The 16,406-nt window shown below is 58.7% G+C and carries 12 protein-coding genes and 2 rRNA genes; 6 read left to right on the top strand and 8 right to left on the bottom strand.

The window, feature by feature from the left end; translation table 11 throughout:
- The first annotated feature begins 34 nt into the window (after window positions 1–34).
- Entirely contained in the window at window positions 35–1,204 is a 1,170-nt protein-coding gene (locus M2497_RS04370) for a hypothetical protein (RefSeq protein ID WP_248485964.1), read from the top strand.
- Window positions 1,205–1,351: 147 nt separating this feature from the next.
- The gene (locus M2497_RS04365) at window positions 1,352–1,873 is read left to right on the top strand and encodes an SET domain-containing protein-lysine N-methyltransferase (protein WP_248485963.1); all 522 of its coding nucleotides are present in this window, start codon (window positions 1,352–1,354) and stop codon (window positions 1,871–1,873) included.
- On the opposite strand, the gene can is transcribed toward M2497_RS04365, so the two are convergent.
- Window positions 1,870–2,514 (bottom strand): carbonate dehydratase, encoded by a 645-nt coding sequence (gene can, locus M2497_RS04360; RefSeq protein WP_010213394.1) that lies wholly within the window; start codon window positions 2,512–2,514, stop codon window positions 1,870–1,872. The genes M2497_RS04365 and can overlap by 4 nt on opposite strands.
- A gap of 139 nt (window positions 2,515–2,653) precedes the next feature.
- Here can and M2497_RS04355 point away from each other — a divergent pair, with 139 nt between their 5' ends.
- The gene (locus M2497_RS04355) at window positions 2,654–3,019 is read left to right on the top strand and encodes a serine kinase/phosphatase (RefSeq protein ID WP_248485962.1); all 366 of its coding nucleotides are present in this window, start codon (window positions 2,654–2,656) and stop codon (window positions 3,017–3,019) included.
- A 116-nt stretch (window positions 3,020–3,135) separates the two neighbouring features.
- Here M2497_RS04355 and rimI read toward each other — a convergent pair whose 3' ends face one another.
- Both rimI and M2497_RS04345 read right to left on the bottom strand, forming a co-directional pair.
- Window positions 3,136–3,588 (bottom strand): ribosomal protein S18-alanine N-acetyltransferase, encoded by a 453-nt coding sequence (gene rimI / locus M2497_RS04350; protein WP_005784514.1) that lies wholly within the window; start codon window positions 3,586–3,588, stop codon window positions 3,136–3,138.
- Entirely contained in the window at window positions 3,581–4,327 is a 747-nt protein-coding gene (locus tag M2497_RS04345; RefSeq protein ID WP_248488168.1) for an energy transducer TonB, read from the bottom strand. Before M2497_RS04345 ends, rimI begins: the two co-directional genes overlap by 8 nt.
- A gap of 187 nt (window positions 4,328–4,514) precedes the next feature.
- Here M2497_RS04345 and mksB point away from each other — a divergent pair, with 187 nt between their 5' ends.
- Genes mksB through mksF form a run of 3 tightly spaced genes read left to right on the top strand, consistent with a single transcriptional unit; the run spans window position 4,515 to window position 9,326 of the window.
- On the top strand, window positions 4,515–5,792 hold the full coding sequence (mksB, locus tag M2497_RS04340) for an Mks condensin complex protein MksB (RefSeq protein WP_071494283.1): 1,278 nt from the start codon (window positions 4,515–4,517) through the stop codon (window positions 5,790–5,792).
- On the top strand, window positions 5,782–6,489 hold the full coding sequence (gene mksE / locus M2497_RS04335; RefSeq protein WP_016974932.1) for an Mks condensin complex protein MksE: 708 nt from the start codon (window positions 5,782–5,784) through the stop codon (window positions 6,487–6,489). The genes mksB and mksE overlap by 11 nt, the downstream gene beginning before the upstream one ends.
- On the top strand, window positions 6,486–9,326 hold the full coding sequence (gene mksF, locus M2497_RS04330; protein WP_028618682.1) for an Mks condensin complex protein MksF: 2,841 nt from the start codon (window positions 6,486–6,488) through the stop codon (window positions 9,324–9,326). The genes mksE and mksF overlap by 4 nt, the downstream gene beginning before the upstream one ends.
- 60 nt (window positions 9,327–9,386) lie before the next feature.
- Here the strand turns inward: mksF and M2497_RS04325 are convergent, their stop codons facing one another.
- The 5 genes from M2497_RS04325 to M2497_RS04305 all read right to left on the bottom strand — a co-directional run bounded on the left by M2497_RS04325 (window position 9,387) and on the right by M2497_RS04305 (window position 16,274).
- Window positions 9,387–11,690: an MlaD family protein gene (locus M2497_RS04325; protein ID WP_248485961.1), complete on the bottom strand. Its 2,304-nt coding sequence runs from the start codon at window positions 11,688–11,690 to the stop codon at window positions 9,387–9,389.
- Window positions 11,683–12,306 carry a paraquat-inducible protein A gene (locus M2497_RS04320; RefSeq protein ID WP_248485960.1) on the bottom strand — a complete coding sequence of 208 codons (624 nt, stop codon included), beginning with the start codon at window positions 12,304–12,306 and terminating at the stop codon, window positions 11,683–11,685. The genes M2497_RS04325 and M2497_RS04320 overlap by 8 nt, the downstream gene beginning before the upstream one ends.
- Window positions 12,293–12,952 carry a paraquat-inducible protein A gene (locus M2497_RS04315; RefSeq protein ID WP_248485959.1) on the bottom strand — a complete coding sequence of 220 codons (660 nt, stop codon included), beginning with the start codon at window positions 12,950–12,952 and terminating at the stop codon, window positions 12,293–12,295. The genes M2497_RS04320 and M2497_RS04315 overlap by 14 nt, the downstream gene beginning before the upstream one ends.
- 159 nt (window positions 12,953–13,111) lie before the next feature.
- Window positions 13,112–13,227, bottom strand: a 5S ribosomal RNA gene (rrf, locus tag M2497_RS04310).
- Window positions 13,228–13,382: 155 nt separating this feature from the next.
- Window positions 13,383–16,274 (bottom strand): 23S ribosomal RNA (locus M2497_RS04305).
- Between the last annotated feature and the right edge of the window lie 132 nt (window positions 16,275–16,406).

Here is a 16,406-nt window from a genome sequence, read left to right as displayed (position 1 = left end):
GCGCAGACGGGCTTTCGCTGACAAGGAAACAACCATGTTCAAACCAACCAGGCTGTCCTTCACCCTGGCCGCACTGATGGCGAGTGCGGCGGTACAGGCCGACATCGAGGTGCCGCTGGGGAGCACGCAGCGCGTGACTCAGCTGTTCGCATTCCCCAATAACTGCAATGTGATCTGCTTTCGGCCCTGGACGCTGGAACAGACTGCCGAGCATTACTTGAACCAGAGCCTGCAACGGGACGGGTACAGCCGGGCGAAAGTCAGCGTCAAGACCCATGACGGCCAGGTATCGGCGACCTTCAGCGGCGTGCCGGACAGTTATGGCCAACCGCTGACCACCCTGCTCAATACCGCCGACCTGGCCTATCAAGGCGCCAGCAAGCTCAACAGCGATGGTAAATGGGCCTACAACTGGTACCTGTTCCTGCCGCTGGGCATGGCCCTGGAAAATCGCAAAAGCATCGAGCTGCTGCACTTCCCGCCGGACTACTCGCTGACCCAGGCCCAGGACTACCTGGAATCGGCCACCACCGACCGCTGGGCTACCCTGTTGACCGACAATGGCATCCCGGCCACCGAAACGCCGGCTTACCAGACCATCATCGATATCGCGCCCATCGCCGCGCCGTCCAATGCAGGCAAGGACCTGGAAACCGTCTACAGCTACTTCACCGACTACCAGACGCGCATGGTCCGGGAGTTGAGCCTGCCGGCCAAAGGGGCGTTGCCGATGGTGGCGTTCGGCGCACCGGTGCGCAGCTGGATCAAGCAACAATACGGGCAGACGGTAGGCGTGCTGGGCCTGGCGCAGATCAGCCCCGCCGCCGGCCAAACCGTTTCGGTGCTGGGATCGAACCACCCCAGTTACATCTGGTATGCCGCGAGCCCCGACACCTACGACGGCAACGAACAGAAAGCCGACGAGGCCGGCTTGAAGGTCATGGGCCAGGACCTGAGCGCCGCCTGCTGGCAGGCCGGGATGGGCCAGAAACCCGCGAGCGATCCGAATGTCTTGCTCAAGGCCTGCATGAATACCTGGCAAGTCACGCGCAAGGAGCAGACGTGCGAGCTGTTCTACACCTCGGTGCGCAATCTTTCCCCGCAAGACGCGAATGCCAAGTGCGCTACGCCCACCATCAAGACCCAATTGAAACAGCTGCGCAATGCGGCCCCAACCCCGACGGTCAGTGCGCCGGCGCTGTAAATCACACAAAAAACAGCCGATTTCTACTGTCAACATTGACAGTAGAAATCGGCTCCATGTTCAGCGAGTCTTGAGCCGCGCCCATCCGCTGCAAGACTGGTAGTCAGCCACCACCCGCAGGTCGATGCAGCCTAAACCAGGAGAGTTATGAAAACTCAGGCCATGGATAAGGCTAAAACCGCTGCGAGTGACTGCCTTTACCCTTTCAAGTCCAAACTCGGAAAAGGCTACCCAACTCGCAAGCAATTCGAGGTGGTGCACAACATTGCTGGCGTGGGCGTCGGAATCAAGGCGAGCATGGCCTTTGACAGCCGCGTGTGCATCGCCAAGATCTCCGGCTATGCCCTGAGCGAGCGATGCCTGCACACTTTGCAGCTTTCGTCGCGCATCCACCTCTACGACTGCTGGTTCAGCGGCCTGCTGTCGCACTCGTGCAAACCGAACGTGTTTCTCGACTTGCACTACCTGGAGGTCTGGACCTTGCACGAGATCATGGCCGGCACCCTGCTGACCATGGATTACGCCAGCACCGAAGACGTGCTGTTCCAACAGTTTGCCTGCCAATGCGGCGAGTTGAACTGCCGGGGCTGGATTACCGGTCGCGATGAGCCGCTGAACGCCGAGGGGCAGGCGTTCATGGCTCAGTGGCGCGACCGTAAACGATCTTAGGCTTCGCCCAGCGGACGCAGGCGGTACTGCGGTGGCAACTGTTCGAAACCACTGATGGTGGTATTCAAGCTCTTCCAGCGGCCATCCTTGATGCCGTAGATGCAACCGTGGATCGACAGGCTCTGCCCACGGTGCCAGGCGTTCTGCACGATGCTGGTGTGACCGACGTTGGCCACTTGCTGGATCACGTTCAACTCGCAAAGACGGTCGACGCGCTCTTCTTCAGTCGGCAACTGGGCCAGCAGGTCGCGGTTCTCGTAGTAGAGGTCGCGAATCGTGCGCAACCAGCCGTCGATCAGGCCGAACTGGCGGTCCTGCATCGAGGCGCGCACGCCGCCGCAGCCATAGTGGCCGGTGACCAGGATGTGTTTGACCTTGAGCACGTCCACCGCGTACTGAATCACCGACAGGCAATTGAGGTCGGTGTGCAGCACCACGTTGGCGACGTTACGGTGCACGAACAGATCACCCGGCAGCATGCCGACAATCTCGTTGGCCGGGACGCGGGCGTCTGAACAGCCGATCCACAGGTATTCCGGGGTTTGCTGGCGGGCGAGCTTGGCGAAGAATTCGGGATCTTCCTGTTTAATCGCGTCCGCCCAGCGTTCATTGTTATCAAGCAGGTCTTGTAGTTCGTTCATCAGGGAAAGCCTCAGGAATGATGCGCAGTTTTGTGACTGACAACCCCGCGTCCAGGTCACGCTCAGCACGAATCAGCTTGAATCTTTAGCCCTCCGTGCCTGTCCACACACTATAAGCCCCACAGTATGAGGATTGGCCATGACTGAATCACGACGTCCCTACGGCGCTACACAGCCCGAACCGATTGATGATAATGAAGATCGCATGGGCTCGATGCGTGAGCTGGATTTTGAAGAAGACGCGCCCACCACGCATATCGGTGACGAACGGGTGCGGGAGGCCGGGATGACCGGGGCTTCAACCGAAGACCATGAAGCGACGGACGATGACATGAGCCCTGAAACGCTGATCCATGAAGATGGAGCACGGGATGCTCAGGAAGCGGGCGAAAGCGAACCGGCGGACTGGGACCTGAGTATCGTCGATGAGGATGAGATCGGTGGGGGCAATGGCCTGGATGAGGCCGAATTGGCAGATATTGATCCAGTAGACGGTAACCGCTGACAAAACGTGCCCTAAAAGTGGGAGGGGGCTTGCCCACGATAGCGGCATATCAGACTGATAAGGTGCCTGGTACACCGCCATCGGGGGCAAGCCCCCTCCCACAATGGCCTATGTATTTAGTCGACCAGGGTGCAGGCCATGACGACCGCATCTTCGCGGCCACCGACAGCCGGGTAATAGTCCCGGCGACGGCCGATCTCGTTGAAGCCATAGCGCTCATACAGGCGAAACGCGCCGGTATTGCTGTCGCGCACCTCCAGGAAACACTCCCGCGCACTGGCGGCATAGGCGCGGGACATCAGGTGTTCCAGCAGCGCCAGGCCAAGGCCGCGTCCCTGGTTTTCCGGTTTGACGGTGATGTTCAGCAGATGCGCCTCGTCGAGGATGATCTGCACCACGCCGTGCCCCACCTGCTGCTCACCTTCAAACATCAGCCAGATCTGGTATTTGCCCAGCCCATCGAGAAAGATCCCACGGGTCCAGGGGTGGCTGAACGCCGCATATTCGATTTTCAGCACGGCGTCGAGGTCGGCCTCGGTCATCGGGCGGAAGGATAAAGCCTCACTCATCGGTTGTTTTCCAGCGCGCCATCAGCCGGCGCATGGCTTGCCAGACATCAGCCTTACGCTGTGGCTCTTCCATTAATAATTCCAGGCCCGGCAAGGCCCACACCAAGCCCAGGCTTTCGACCTGCAACTCGCGGTACCAGGCTTCGGCATTGGCCTCGCCGGCAAAACGCACGGCAGGCAGGCCGATCAGCCACAGGCACGCGCAAGGCTCGTCTTCCAGACGCGCAGACACAAAACCTTGCACAAAATCCCGTGCGGCCTCGGGGCCTTGATCCATGTTGCCACGCACCAGCAGCGGCCAGCGCACCGGGTCGCCGACGATTTGCGGGCTGTCGGGCAGGCCGGCGGCGCGCAGCATGTCCTTGAGCAGCATGTAGGCGGGGTCGCGGGTCTGGAAACGTTCGCCGGTGGGCAACTCCACCAGCAGCAGGCAGCGCCCGGCACGCAGCAATTGCAGGGCAAAGCGCGGTGGCGGCACCACCGGGGCCTTGACCACCGGGGCCGTCTCTTCGACCACCTTGGCGGCCTTGGTCACCGGCGCGGGGCGCGGCACTTCGATCTTGGCCCGTTCGACCACCGGTCGCGTCTCCGGCGTGGGCTTGACCACAGCCACCGGCGCAGCCGCTTCCTCGCCCGAAGACTCGAACGCCTCATAAGGCTCAAGCGCCTGCAACAGTTCGGGCCGCGACGGCGCGGCAAACGGCAGTTCGGTGCGGGGCAGCCAGTTGACCACCTGCATGGCGGTCAAGTAAGCGCGACGTCGGGACTCGATAAGCACAGCTCGGCCACTTGTGGATAACTAAAGAGCGGGGATTCTACCGCTGTTCGGCAACAATCGCCCACTGCGTACTGACCGGCTGTGGATAAATCCCGCGTCCGATGCAGTACAATCGCGACTTTTAATCGCCAACCAGCTGGCCATTCCGATGATCGAACCCAAGCGCGTCTTGCGCGCCCTCGCCGAACACTGGGCCCTGCTTGAGCCACTGTGCGAACACTTCGACCAGGGCACCCTGAGCCTGAGTGAACTGCGCGCACAACTGGCCGCCCAACAACTGGACAGCACGCCACAGGACATCACCAGCCTGCTGGACGTGTGGATTCGCCTGGACATCCTGGTGCCTGTCGCCAAGAGCCCGAACCGTTTCGAGCTCAACGCACAGATCCACGACTTCCTGGCTTATCTTCGCAAGGAGCACCGGCTTGGACTGTGCCTGGAAATCGAAGCCTACCTGCGCCACCTCGAGCGCCTGGCCGGTTACATCCAGGACGCCTTCGACATCCGCGATGGCCACGACCTGGCCCGTCAACTGCGCCTGCTCGACATGCGCGTGCGCGATGTGCTGAAAAAACTCGCCAACGACGAACAGGCCCTCGCCGCCGTGGCCGACCGCGCCAAGACCAGCGACCGGCAGATCCCGTTGCGCCAGCGTTATGCCGAGGTCCTGGCGACCTGGGACGAATACGTCGAACCGATGATCCAGCTGGTGAACGCCGACGGCGCCTTCGAACAAGGCGTGCGCAAGGTGGAAAATGTGTTGCTGCGCATGCTCACCGAACAGCAGCGCCTCGGCCACCTGGTGGACGACGACATGTTGCTGCGCACCCACGCGCGCATCCTGGAGATGCAGACCAGCGCCCAGTTGACCTTGCGTCATGCCCGCGAACTGCTGCTGCCGCTGCGTGAAGAAGCGCGTCGGCACAACGCCGTGACCCGTGGTGCGGCGCTGGCCTTGTCGGCCATTCGCCGCAAAGGCCTGGACGCAGTGCCGCAAGCGGCGATGCCGATGTTTACCCGGCCGCAGAGCACCTTCCTCGGCAGCGCCAGCCAGGTGGAAGCCTATGTGTATGCCCTGGCGAATTTCGAGCCGAAACCGGCGCGCTTTCCCAAGGCGCACAAGTCCCACAAGGGCGACGCCCAGCGCGCACCGCGCACGGTCAAGGAGATGCTCGAGCGCTGCGAAGACGCGCTGCCGATGCCGGACCTGATGACCTGGCTGCTGGAGCAGGAACCGGACGGCGCCACCGACGAATTGCTGTACTGGTTCTCGCGGCTCTCGCGGGAAAAACGCTTCAAGCGCGAACGCCTGGAACGCCGCGATTACCACACACACGAGCACCAGGTCAGCCTGCGCTCATTCGCCCTGCTCCCGGCCGGATCCGACGCCGCCGAGCACCCTGCGAGTACACCTCATGCATCTTGATCTATCCGAACTGTCCCAGCTGGCGCCGATCTTTCGCGAGCTGTTCAAGGGTTACCACGTCAGCCGCCGCGACCCGGAGCTGTACGCACAGCTGTCGAACTTCCAGGACCAGTACCGCACGCTCTTCAAGGCCCTGGGCTTCGAGCTGGTGTGCGACACGCGGGGCTTTTACTACTTCGTGCCGGACACTGCCGTGGCCGCCGCGCAGGTCAACAAGACCGCCCAGCGCCTGGCGCTGTTCACCTTCATCATCGTCGAGCACCTGGCCGACCAGGGCCGCGACCCGATCGCCGTGCTTGACGGTGGCAGCCTCGGCCGTGATGAGCTGCCATCGTTGCTGGAGAAGTACCGTGACCTGTTTATCCAGGCCGAGGTGCAGACCCAGGAAGAACTCGAAGAAAAAATCATGCGCCGCATGACCCAGCTGGGTTTTGCCAGCGAAGACAACGGCATCTATCGCTTCCTGCCGCCGATGCACCGCTTCCTCGATGTGTGCCTGTCGGTGCAGCAAGACCGCGACCTGGCAGCCAGCGTGCACAGCGTGTTGCCGCTGCCGGCACCGGTGATCATCGACGAAGACAGCGATGAGAAATTGCTGAAAACCGATGACCCACTCGACTTGAGCGACTTCGCCGATGAAAGCGAAGAAGACGCCCTGGCCCGCGCCATTGCCGAAGAACAGGAGACCGATGCATGAGCAAGGAACGCTACGGCATCCGCCGCTTCGCCCTATTGAACACCGCCGGCTACAGCCTGGGCCTGTTCCCGCTGGAAGAGCCGCTGTCCGTGTATGGCGCGAACAACCTGGGTAAATCCGCCTCGATCAACGCCTTGCAGTTCCCGATCCTGGCGCGCATGTCGGACATGAGTTTCGGCAAGTACACCCTGGAACAATCGCGGCGCTTCTACTTCGCCACCGACACCAGCTACATCCTCGTGGAAGTCTCGCTGCCCCACGGCCCCCATGTGATCGGCGTGGTCGGGCGTGGCCCGGGCGGTGGTTTCGGTCACCAGTTCTTCGCCTATGCCGGCAAGCTGGACCTGGCGCACTACCAGAAGAATGACACCTGCCTGCGTCAGAAAGAGCTGTTCACCAACCTCGAGCGCGAAGGCCTGAAAGCCTACGAACTCAAGCCGGATGAACTGCGTCGCTTGCTGGTGGGCGGGCATACGTCGATCCCGCTGGACCTGACGTTGATTCCACTGCGCTCCACCAGTGAGCAGAGCCTGAAGACCTTCCGCGCACTGTTTATCAACCTGCTGCACATGCGTGAAATCACCGCGGCCAAGCTCAAGCAATTGTTCCTCGATGCGTTTGAACACAGCCTGCGTTCGGGTAGCGTGGACTACATCGCGGCGTGCGAAGAAGCCTTCCGCGATGTGCGACGCATGGAGCAGGACTACAACTCCCTGGTTGCAGCTGGCCCGCTGGTTGAAGCGCTGTCCAATGGTGTTCGTCAGCGCGACGTGCTGCGTGGCAAATTGCATCGCCTGTCGCCATTGCTCGACTCGTTGCTGGGCACCTGGTCGGACTACGCCAGTGCGCGCAAGGAAGAACTGACGATTCAGGCCGAGCACTACCGCAACGAGCAGGACGCGCTGCAAAACGACCAACGTGGCGGCACCCAGGAGCTGATGCGCCTGGAGCGGGAAATCAGCGGTATCCAGCGTTGGCTGGGCGAATTGTCGGTGCTCAAGCATCGCTTCGCCCTGGTGGATGACGTGAAGGTGCTGGAGCAGCAACTGCTGGCGGCCAAGGATGCCCACGATGAACTGGCGGGCGCCCTGGCGCAGTCGCGGCAGTTCAGCGCCGAGGATCTGGACGAGCGTTTGCGCGATCTGGAAAAGCGCCTGAAGTCGGTCAAGCAGCAGCTCGATCACGCGGACAACAACAGCTACGCCAAACTGCGGGAGGAATTCTCACAGCAAGACGTCGAGCGTCTGATGCGCCTGTTCAACAGTTCGTTGTTCAGCCTGCCGTTGGGCGAACATGGCATCACGCTGGACGAGGACGGCCAGTGGGTCAAATCCCTGGAGCAGATACTCGACGGCTTCAAGGGTGAGCGCTTTGAAGTACCGGGGCTGTCCATCGACATCTCCCACATCGAACCACCGGCCTTGCAGGCCCTGGCGGATCGCGCGGCGTTGCGCGACCAGAAAGAGCGCCTGGAGAAAGAACTCAAGCAGCTGAAAACCCAACAGGCTGTCGCCTCCGACCGTGCCGCGAGCAAGACGCAGACCGAAGCGCTGTACCAGCAGGTGCTCGATGCGCAAAAGGCCCTTGAAGACTTCCGCCGTGCGCAAACCCTGAGCGCCGAAGAAGGCGAGAAGCTGGAAAACCTGGCGCAGATGGAAGCGGCGCAGGATGAGTTGAAGCGTTCCAGTGATGCGTTCACCGAGCGTGTTCAGCAACTGTCGGCCAAGCTGCAATTGGTCGGCCGCCAGATCGGTGACATGGAAGCCAAGCAACGTACGCTGGACGACGCGTTGCGTCGCCGTCAATTGTTGCCGGCGGACTTGCCGTTCGGCACGCCGTTCATGGACCCGGTCGACGACTCCATGGACAACCTGCTGCCGCTGCTCAATGACTATCAGGACAGCTGGCAAGGTTTGCTGCGCGCCGATGGCCAGATCGAAGCGCTGTACGCCCAGGTTCGCCTCAAGGGCGTGGCCAAGTTCGACAGCGAGGATGATGTCGAGCGTCGCCTGCAATTGCTGATCAACGCTTATGCGCACCGCACGGATGAAGCGCTGACACTCGGCAAAGCCCGCCGTGCGGCGGTCACCGATATCGCACGGACCTTGCGCAATATTCGCAGCGACTACGACAGCCTTGAGCATCAACTGGCGTTGTTCAACCGTGAGATCAACAAACGCCAAGTCTCCAACCTGCAAAGCTTCCGCATCGTGCTGGCGCCGAACAAGGAAGCGCTCAAGCATATCGACCAGATCATCCACAGCGCCGGTCAGTATGAAGAAGGCGAAACCCTGTCGGTGTTCGACCTGAGCCAGAGCGCCGAGCAGGACAACAAGAACGAAGAAGCCAAGGAGTACCTGGCGCGGCTGGTGGCGGCCAACCATAACCAACTGGGCCTCAAGGACTTGTTCGAGCTGGCGTTCGAGATCACCAAAGTGCATGGCCAGCCGGTGATTCACACTGACATCGATGGCGCCGCGTCCAACGGCACCACCATGACCATCAAGGCGCTGACCAACATGTACTTGTTGCTGCACTTGATGGACCGTGACCAGGCCGGGCGTGTGCGTTTGCCGTACTACCTCGACGAAGCGGCGGACATCGATGAGAAGAACCAGGCTGCCCTGTTGGAGACCAGCTTGCAGCTGGGCTTCGTACCGATCCTGGCCAGTGTGAAGCCGCAGGTCTCCGCCCAGGTGGCGATCGACCTGGAAGGCGGCAGCGGGCCGAATGGGATCTACATCGATGAGGCGGACTGGAAGTACATCCGTCGTCATGATGTGGTGAAGGCGACGATGAATGTGCAGGCGGATGAGCCGGAGCTGGATGAAGTCTGACGCCCTGCGCTGAAATGCAAAAAGGCCGCGATCTATGGATCGCGGCCTTTTTTGTGGCGCTTATTTGCCGAGCGGGATTTTAGGTGCCCAGGTCAGCCACTCATCTTCAAACTTGTCGAACAGCGGGAAGGTTTGCTGTGGCCGGGCGGCATTGCCCATGCGCTCGCCATCGGGTGTGGCGAAGGCGATACCGCCGGCGACCAGGGTCTCCAGCGACTCCGTGCGTACGGTTGCGCCCTTGAACAGGCCGAAGTCGAGGCCAAAGCCACTGGTGTTCCAGAACCGGCTGCCGCCACGGACCAGCGGGGCATATTTGGGCTCGATCAGAATGTGGATCAACACGCGGTCGGCGGTTTGGCCCAGCTCGTAGCCAGTGACTTTGCCCACGGTGACTTCGCGGTAGGTGACCGGTACGCCCTCCTTCAACGATCCACGGCGGGCGGCGCTGAGTGTCAGGCTCAGGCCGGCTTCCTGATGGGCGGCTTCAGGGGGCTGGTCCAGCGCGACGAAACTCTTCTGCGGGCCGGCGTTTTTCGTAGCCGGTTGCACTTCGATGTATTGACCGGTGACCAGGGTTTCCAGGTTGGCGGTTTTCATCAGCCCCAGCTCAGGCTTGACCACCCAGAACTGGCTGCCGACGCGGGCGATACGATCCGCTACCTGGGTGATACGCGCACTGAGCAGCACCGACTGCATGTCGGCGCTGAGGTCGACACTTTCGATCTTGCCCACGTCCAGGCCTTTGAAACGTACCGGTGTACCAGGGCGCATGCCGTCCGCGCGGTCGACCTTGATGGTCACCAAGGTACCGTGCTGGTTGGCGGCCTCGCGGTCGGCAAACAGGCGGAAACGCGGGATGCGCTTTTTCAGCGGAACGTTCTGCTCAGGTGTTTCGAAGGCGATGCCTCCGGCCATCAGGCTGGCCAGGGATTCACTCTTCACCTGGATGCCGCCAGTAAGGCCACCGGTCAGGGTGACGCCGCTGGCATTCCAGAAGCGTGTCGAACCGTTGACCAGGTTTTCGTATTCCTTCTCGATGTGGACACCGATCACCAACTGCTTGTTCTTGCGCGAGAACTGGTAGCTCTGCACCGAGCCGACCTTGACCTGCTTGTAGAGGATCGGGCTGCCGACATCCAGGGAGCCGAGGTTGTCGGTGAACAGCACCATGTGCAGGCCAGGGGAACGCAGGTCCAATGGTGGTGCCTTGGCCCGTGCGACGTATTCACGCTGTGGAGGCGTCCCTTTGTCACCTGGGCGAATGGCGATGTAGTTACCTTTGACCAAGGCTTCAAGCCCGGTGATACCCGCCAGGGAAATAGACGGTTTGACCACCCAGAACTGAGTGTCTTGCACCAGGTAATCTTCAGCCAGGGGATCAAGGGTCAGTTCGGCGTTAGCACTGGAAAGGTCTGGGTTGATCTTCAGCGTTTTCAGGCTGCCGACCTGGATACCTTTGTACATCACGGGTGTACGGCCGGCCTGCAGGCCTTCGAAGTCGGAGAGTGTGACCTTGACCTTGATGCCGGCCGCGGCGGCGTCGAAATCTTCGTACAGGCGGAATGGCAGGCTCGGATCCGTAGGCGGACTGTCCTTGCGGTTCTCCGGCGTGGCGAAGGCGATGCCGCCTGCCACGATGCTGGAGAGGGATTCGCTGCGCACTTTCACGCCGGAGAGATTCGCATCGATGCTGATGCCGCTGGCGTTCCAGAAACGTGTGTGTTTACGCACAAGGCTGGCGTAGGTCGGTTCGATATAGACCTTGATCTCGACGGTGCTCTGGTCTTCGGAGAGCAGGTAGCTTTTGACCTGGCCCACTTGGATCTGCTTGTAGAACACCGGGCTGCCACGGTTGAGCGAACCGAGACGGTCAGCCTTGATGGTCAGGTGCAAACCGGGCTTGGCGTCGGACAAGGGCGGCTCTTCGGAGAGCGCCTTGAACTTGCGCGTGGGCTCACCGTCACCAGGGCTGGCGGCGATGTAGTTACCCGACACCAGGGTTTCCAGGCCGGTGATGCCGGCGAGGCTGACACTCGGTTTTACCAGCCAGAAACGGGTATTGGTCTTCAGGTATTGTTCGACGTCCTTGTTCATCTCGATGGTGGCAATCACCCCGCGATTGTTACCCTCGTCATCCAAGGCCAGGGCCTTGACCTTGCCCACCGGCATGCCTTTGTAGACCACTTCGGTCTTGTTGACCTGGATGCCTTCGCCGCTTTCAAAGCGCACCTGGATGTCGATGCCCTGCTGGGAATAGGCGCGCCACCCCAGCCAGCCACCGATGATCAGGGCAATCAGAGGCAACACCCAAATGGCCGACCAGTTGGAGGCTGGGCGGGTTTTAGCTTTAGGCAAATCACTCATGGTCGTCGTCCGACTCCGTGTTATCCCAAATCAGTCGGGGATCAAAAGTTACTGCGGCAAGCATCGTCAAGATCACCACACTGGCGAACGCCGCAGCGCCGAGATTGGCCTCGACACTGGCGAGTCGCCCAAAGTTTACAACCGCCACCAGGATGGCGATCACGAAGATATCCAGCATGGACCAGCGGCCAATGAATTCGATAAAGCGGTACATCACAATGCGTTGTTGCGCGGACAGGGGTTGGTGACGCTGCACCGAGAACAGTAGCAGACCTATGCCGACCAGCTTGAACGTCGGCACCAGGATGCTGGCGATGAACACCACAGCCGCGATAGGGTACATGCCATGCTGCACCAGTTGAATCACCCCGGCCATGATAGTGCTGGGGTCACCCTGTCCAAGCGAATTGATGGTCATGATAGGCAACAGGTTGGCGGGAATGTACAAGATCGCCGCGGTGATCAGCAGCGCCCAGGTACGGGTAAGGCTGTTGGGGCGACGGGCATGGATCAGCGCTCCACAACGGGTGCAGGTTTGCTCGTCGCTATCAGCGTCTTGTATGTTCAACTCGTGGCATTCGGTACAAATCAGAATGCCTGCATCAATCGCCCGCATGATCATCCTCCCCTGATAGCGCTTGCCAGATCTGGTGGGGCGACATCACCACCTCAAGCAACACCTGAACCACCAATAGGCTGATAAAGCAGACCAGCCCCAGGCCTATCGTGATGGAGGCCATGTCGGCGAGTTTTACGATCGCCACCAGTACGCCCATCAAATAGACCTCCAGCATTCCCCAGTCTTTCATGTGATGGTAAATGCGGTACAGCAGCAGCCCATAACTGCGCCCGACATTCCAGCGGATGCTGAGCAGCACTGCCAATTGGCAAAGCAGCTTGAGCAAGGGGATGCCCATGCTGCACAGGAAAACCACAGCGGCGACACCTTGCATGCCGGTGTCAAACAAACCAACGACGCCACTCCACACGGTGTCCTCGGAGGACTGCCCAAGTAGATTGAGCTGCATGATGGGTAGAAAGTTCGCGGGTATATACAGCAACAGTGCAGCCAGCACCAAGGCGAGGCTTCGCTCAACGACATTGTGGCGGTGAGCGTAAAGCTCATAACCGCAACGCGGGCATTGGGCTTTTTCGCCAAGGGCGAGCTCCGGTTTGCGCATCAGCAAGTCGCACTCATGGCATGCCACCAGGTCGTCCAGTGGTAAATCCGATAGCTCGAGGGCATCAGCCGGATCAGGCATAGATAGGGCTCTGGCTCTAAAAATGGTTAGGTGCCTATTCTAGTGCTCTGGTTCAGAAATAACTGTGCAAATTTGTCGGGGGATAAGTAGCGCTTGAGTTTTCGACCGCCCAAAACAAAACCCCTGACTGCGTTAGCAGTCAGGGGTTCTGGAATTTAATCTTGACGATGACCTACTCTCACATGGGGAAACCCCACACTACCATCGGCGATGCATCGTTTCACTACTGAGTTCGGGATGGGATCAGGTGGTTCCAATGCTCTATGGTCGTCAAGAAATTCGGGTACTGAGTCGTGGCCTGGGCCTCGCTTCAGCAAATTGGGTATGTGACAGCTTTCGGTGTTTTGTGAACGTCGAACTTTCGGTTCATTTCGTCTTCACACACCGCAATCTGATGCTCGTTAGAGTAGTCAAATTGCTTGGGTGTTATATGGTCAAGCCTCACGGGCAATTAGTATTGGTTAGCTCAACGCCTCACAGCGCTTACACACCCAACCTATCAACGTCGTAGTCTTCGACGGCCCTTCAGGGAACTCAAGGTTCCAGTGAGATCTCATCTTGAGGCTAGTTTCCCGCTTAGATGCTTTCAGCGGTTATCTATTCCGAACATAGCTACCCGGCAATGCCACTGGCGTGACAACCGGAACACCAGAGGTTCGTCCACTCCGGTCCTCTCGTACTAGGAGCAGCCCCTCTCAAATCTCAAACGTCCACGGCAGATAGGGACCGAACTGTCTCACGACGTTCTAAACCCAGCTCGCGTACCACTTTAAATGGCGAACAGCCATACCCTTGGGACCGGCTTCAGCCCCAGGATGTGATGAGCCGACATCGAGGTGCCAAACACCGCCGTCGATATGAACTCTTGGGCGGTATCAGCCTGTTATCCCCGGAGTACCTTTTATCCGTTGAGCGATGGCCCTTCCATACAGAACCACCGGATCACTAAGACCTACTTTCGTACCTGCTCGACGTGTCTGTCTCGCAGTCAAGCGCGCTTTTGCCTTTATACTCTACGACCGATTTCCGACCGGTCTGAGCGCACCTTCGTACTCCTCCGTTACTCTTTAGGAGGAGACCGCCCCAGTCAAACTACCCACCATACACTGTCCTCGATCCGGATAACGGACCTGAGTTAGAACCTCAAAGTTGCCAGGGTGGTATTTCAAGGATGGCTCCACGCGAACTGGCGTCCACGCTTCAAAGCCTCCCACCTATCCTACACAAGCAAATTCAAAGTCCAGTGCAAAGCTATAGTAAAGGTTCACGGGGTCTTTCCGTCTAGCCGCGGATACACTGCATCTTCACAGCGATTTCAATTTCACTGAGTCTCGGGTGGAGACAGCGCCGCCATCGTTACGCCATTCGTGCAGGTCGGAACTTACCCGACAAGGAATTTCGCTACCTTAGGACCGTTATAGTTACGGCCGCCGTTTACCGGGGCTTCGATCAAGAGCTTCGCGTTAGCTAACCCCATCAATTAACCTTCCGGCACCGGGCAGGCGTCACACCCTATACGTCCACTTTCGTGTTTGCAGAGTGCTGTGTTTTTAATAAACAGTCGCAGCGGCCTGGTATCTTCGACCGGCATGAGCTTACGGAGCAAGTCCTTCACCCTCACCGGCGCACCTTCTCCCGAAGTTACGGTGCCATTTTGCCTAGTTCCTTCACCCGAGTTCTCTCAAGCGCCTTGGTATTCTCTACCCAACCACCTGTGTCGGTTTGGGGTACGGTTCCTGGTTACCTGAAGCTTAGAAGCTTTTCTTGGAAGCATGGCATCAACCACTTCGTTACCTAAAAGGTAACTCGTCATCAGCTCTCGGCCTTAAGATCCCGGATTTACCTAAGATCTCAGCCTACCACCTTAAACTTGGACAACCAACGCCAAGCTGGCCTAGCCTTCTCCGTCCCTCCATCGCAATAACCAGAAGTACAGGAATATTAACCTGTTTTCCATCGACTACGCTTTTCAGCCTCGCCTTAGGGACCGACTAACCCTGCGTCGATTAACGTTGCGCAGGAAACCTTGGTCTTTCGGCGTGGGTGTTTTTCACACCCATTGTCGTTACTCATGTCAGCATTCGCACTTCTGATACCTCCAGCAAGCTTCTCAACTCACCTTCACAGGCTTACAGAACGCTCCTCTACCGCATCACTTACGTGATACCCGTAGCTTCGGTGTATGGTTTGAGCCCCGTTACATCTTCCGCGCAGGCCGACTCGACTAGTGAGCTATTACGCTTTCTTTAAAGGGTGGCTGCTTCTAAGCCAACCTCCTAGCTGTCTAAGCCTTCCCACATCGTTTCCCACTTAACCATAACTTTGGGACCTTAGCTGACGGTCTGGGTTGTTTCCCTTTTCACGACGGACGTTAGCACCCGCCGTGTGTCTCCCATGCTCGGCACTTGTAGGTATTCGGAGTTTGCATCGGTTTGGTAAGTCGGGATGACCCCCTAGCCGAAACAGTGCTCTACCCCCTACAGTGATACATGAGGCGCTACCTAAATAGCTTTCGAGGAGAACCAGCTATCTCCGAGCTTGATTAGCCTTTCACTCCGATCCACAGGTCATCCGCTAACTTTTCAACGGTAGTCGGTTCGGTCCTCCAGTTAGTGTTACCCAACCTTCAACCTGCCCATGGATAGATCGCCCGGTTTCGGGTCTATTCCCAGCGACTAGACGCCCTATTAAGACTCGCTTTCGCTACGCCTCCCCTATTCGGTTAAGCTCGCCACTGAAAATAAGTCGCTGACCCATTATACAAAAGGTACGCAGTCACAGAACAAAGTCTGCTCCCACTGCTTGTACGCATACGGTTTCAGGATCTATTTCACTCCCCTCTCCGGGGTTCTTTTCGCCTTTCCCTCACGGTACTAGTTCACTATCGGTCAGTCAGTAGTATTTAGCCTTGGAGGATGGTCCCCCCATATTCAGACAAAGTTTCTCGTGCTCCGTCCTACTCGATTTCATGACTAAGAGATTTTCGCGTACAGGGCTATCACCCACTATGGCCGCACTTTCCAGAGCGTTCCGCTAATCTCAAAGCCACTTAAGGGCTAGTCCCCGTTCGCTCGCCACTACTAAGGGAATCTCGGTTGATTTCTTTTCCTCAGGGTACTTAGATGTTTCAGTTCCCCTGGTTCGCCTCTTGCACCTATGTATTCAGTACAAGATAACCATCTTATGATGGCTGGGTTCCCCCATTCAGACATCTCCGGATCAAAGTCTGTTTGCCGACTCCCCGAAGCTTTTCGCAGGCTACCACGTCTTTCATCGCCTCTGACTGCCAAGGCATCCACCGTATGCGCTTCTTCACTTGACCATATAACCCCAAGCAATCTGGTTATACTGTGAAGACGACATTCGCCGAAAATTCGAATTTCTCAACTAAGAGAACTCACAAATTTTACCTTAGCCTGATCCGCTACCAGTGAAAGTAACGTTCAGTCTATCT

This window comes from Pseudomonas sp. CYM-20-01, from assembly GCF_023169845.1.
GTDB lineage: Bacteria > Pseudomonadota > Gammaproteobacteria > Pseudomonadales > Pseudomonadaceae > Aquipseudomonas > Aquipseudomonas azotoformans.
This window is presented reverse-complemented; position numbering and strand designations above follow the sequence as displayed.

Excerpts from the sequence above, each read along its gene's own strand:
- M2497_RS04370 (WP_248485964.1), top strand. The coding sequence starts at position 35 with ATGTTCAAACCAACCAGGCTGTCCTTCACCCTGGCCGCACTGATGGCG.
- M2497_RS04365 (WP_248485963.1), top strand. The coding sequence starts at position 1,352 with ATGAAAACTCAGGCCATGGATAAGGCTAAAACCGCTGCGAGTGACTGC.
- can (WP_010213394.1), bottom strand. The coding sequence starts at position 2,514 with ATGAACGAACTACAAGACCTGCTTGATAACAATGAACGCTGGGCGGAC.
- M2497_RS04355 (WP_248485962.1), top strand. The coding sequence starts at position 2,654 with ATGACTGAATCACGACGTCCCTACGGCGCTACACAGCCCGAACCGATT.
- rimI (WP_005784514.1), bottom strand. The coding sequence starts at position 3,588 with ATGAGTGAGGCTTTATCCTTCCGCCCGATGACCGAGGCCGACCTCGAC.
- M2497_RS04345 (WP_248488168.1), bottom strand. The coding sequence starts at position 4,327 with ATGCAGGTGGTCAACTGGCTGCCCCGCACCGAACTGCCGTTTGCCGCG.
- mksB (WP_071494283.1), top strand. The coding sequence starts at position 4,515 with ATGATCGAACCCAAGCGCGTCTTGCGCGCCCTCGCCGAACACTGGGCC.
- mksE (WP_016974932.1), top strand. The coding sequence starts at position 5,782 with ATGCATCTTGATCTATCCGAACTGTCCCAGCTGGCGCCGATCTTTCGC.
- mksF (WP_028618682.1), top strand. The coding sequence starts at position 6,486 with ATGAGCAAGGAACGCTACGGCATCCGCCGCTTCGCCCTATTGAACACC.
- M2497_RS04325 (WP_248485961.1), bottom strand. The coding sequence starts at position 11,690 with ATGAGTGATTTGCCTAAAGCTAAAACCCGCCCAGCCTCCAACTGGTCG.
- M2497_RS04320 (WP_248485960.1), bottom strand. The coding sequence starts at position 12,306 with ATGCGGGCGATTGATGCAGGCATTCTGATTTGTACCGAATGCCACGAG.
- M2497_RS04315 (WP_248485959.1), bottom strand. The coding sequence starts at position 12,952 with ATGCCTGATCCGGCTGATGCCCTCGAGCTATCGGATTTACCACTGGAC.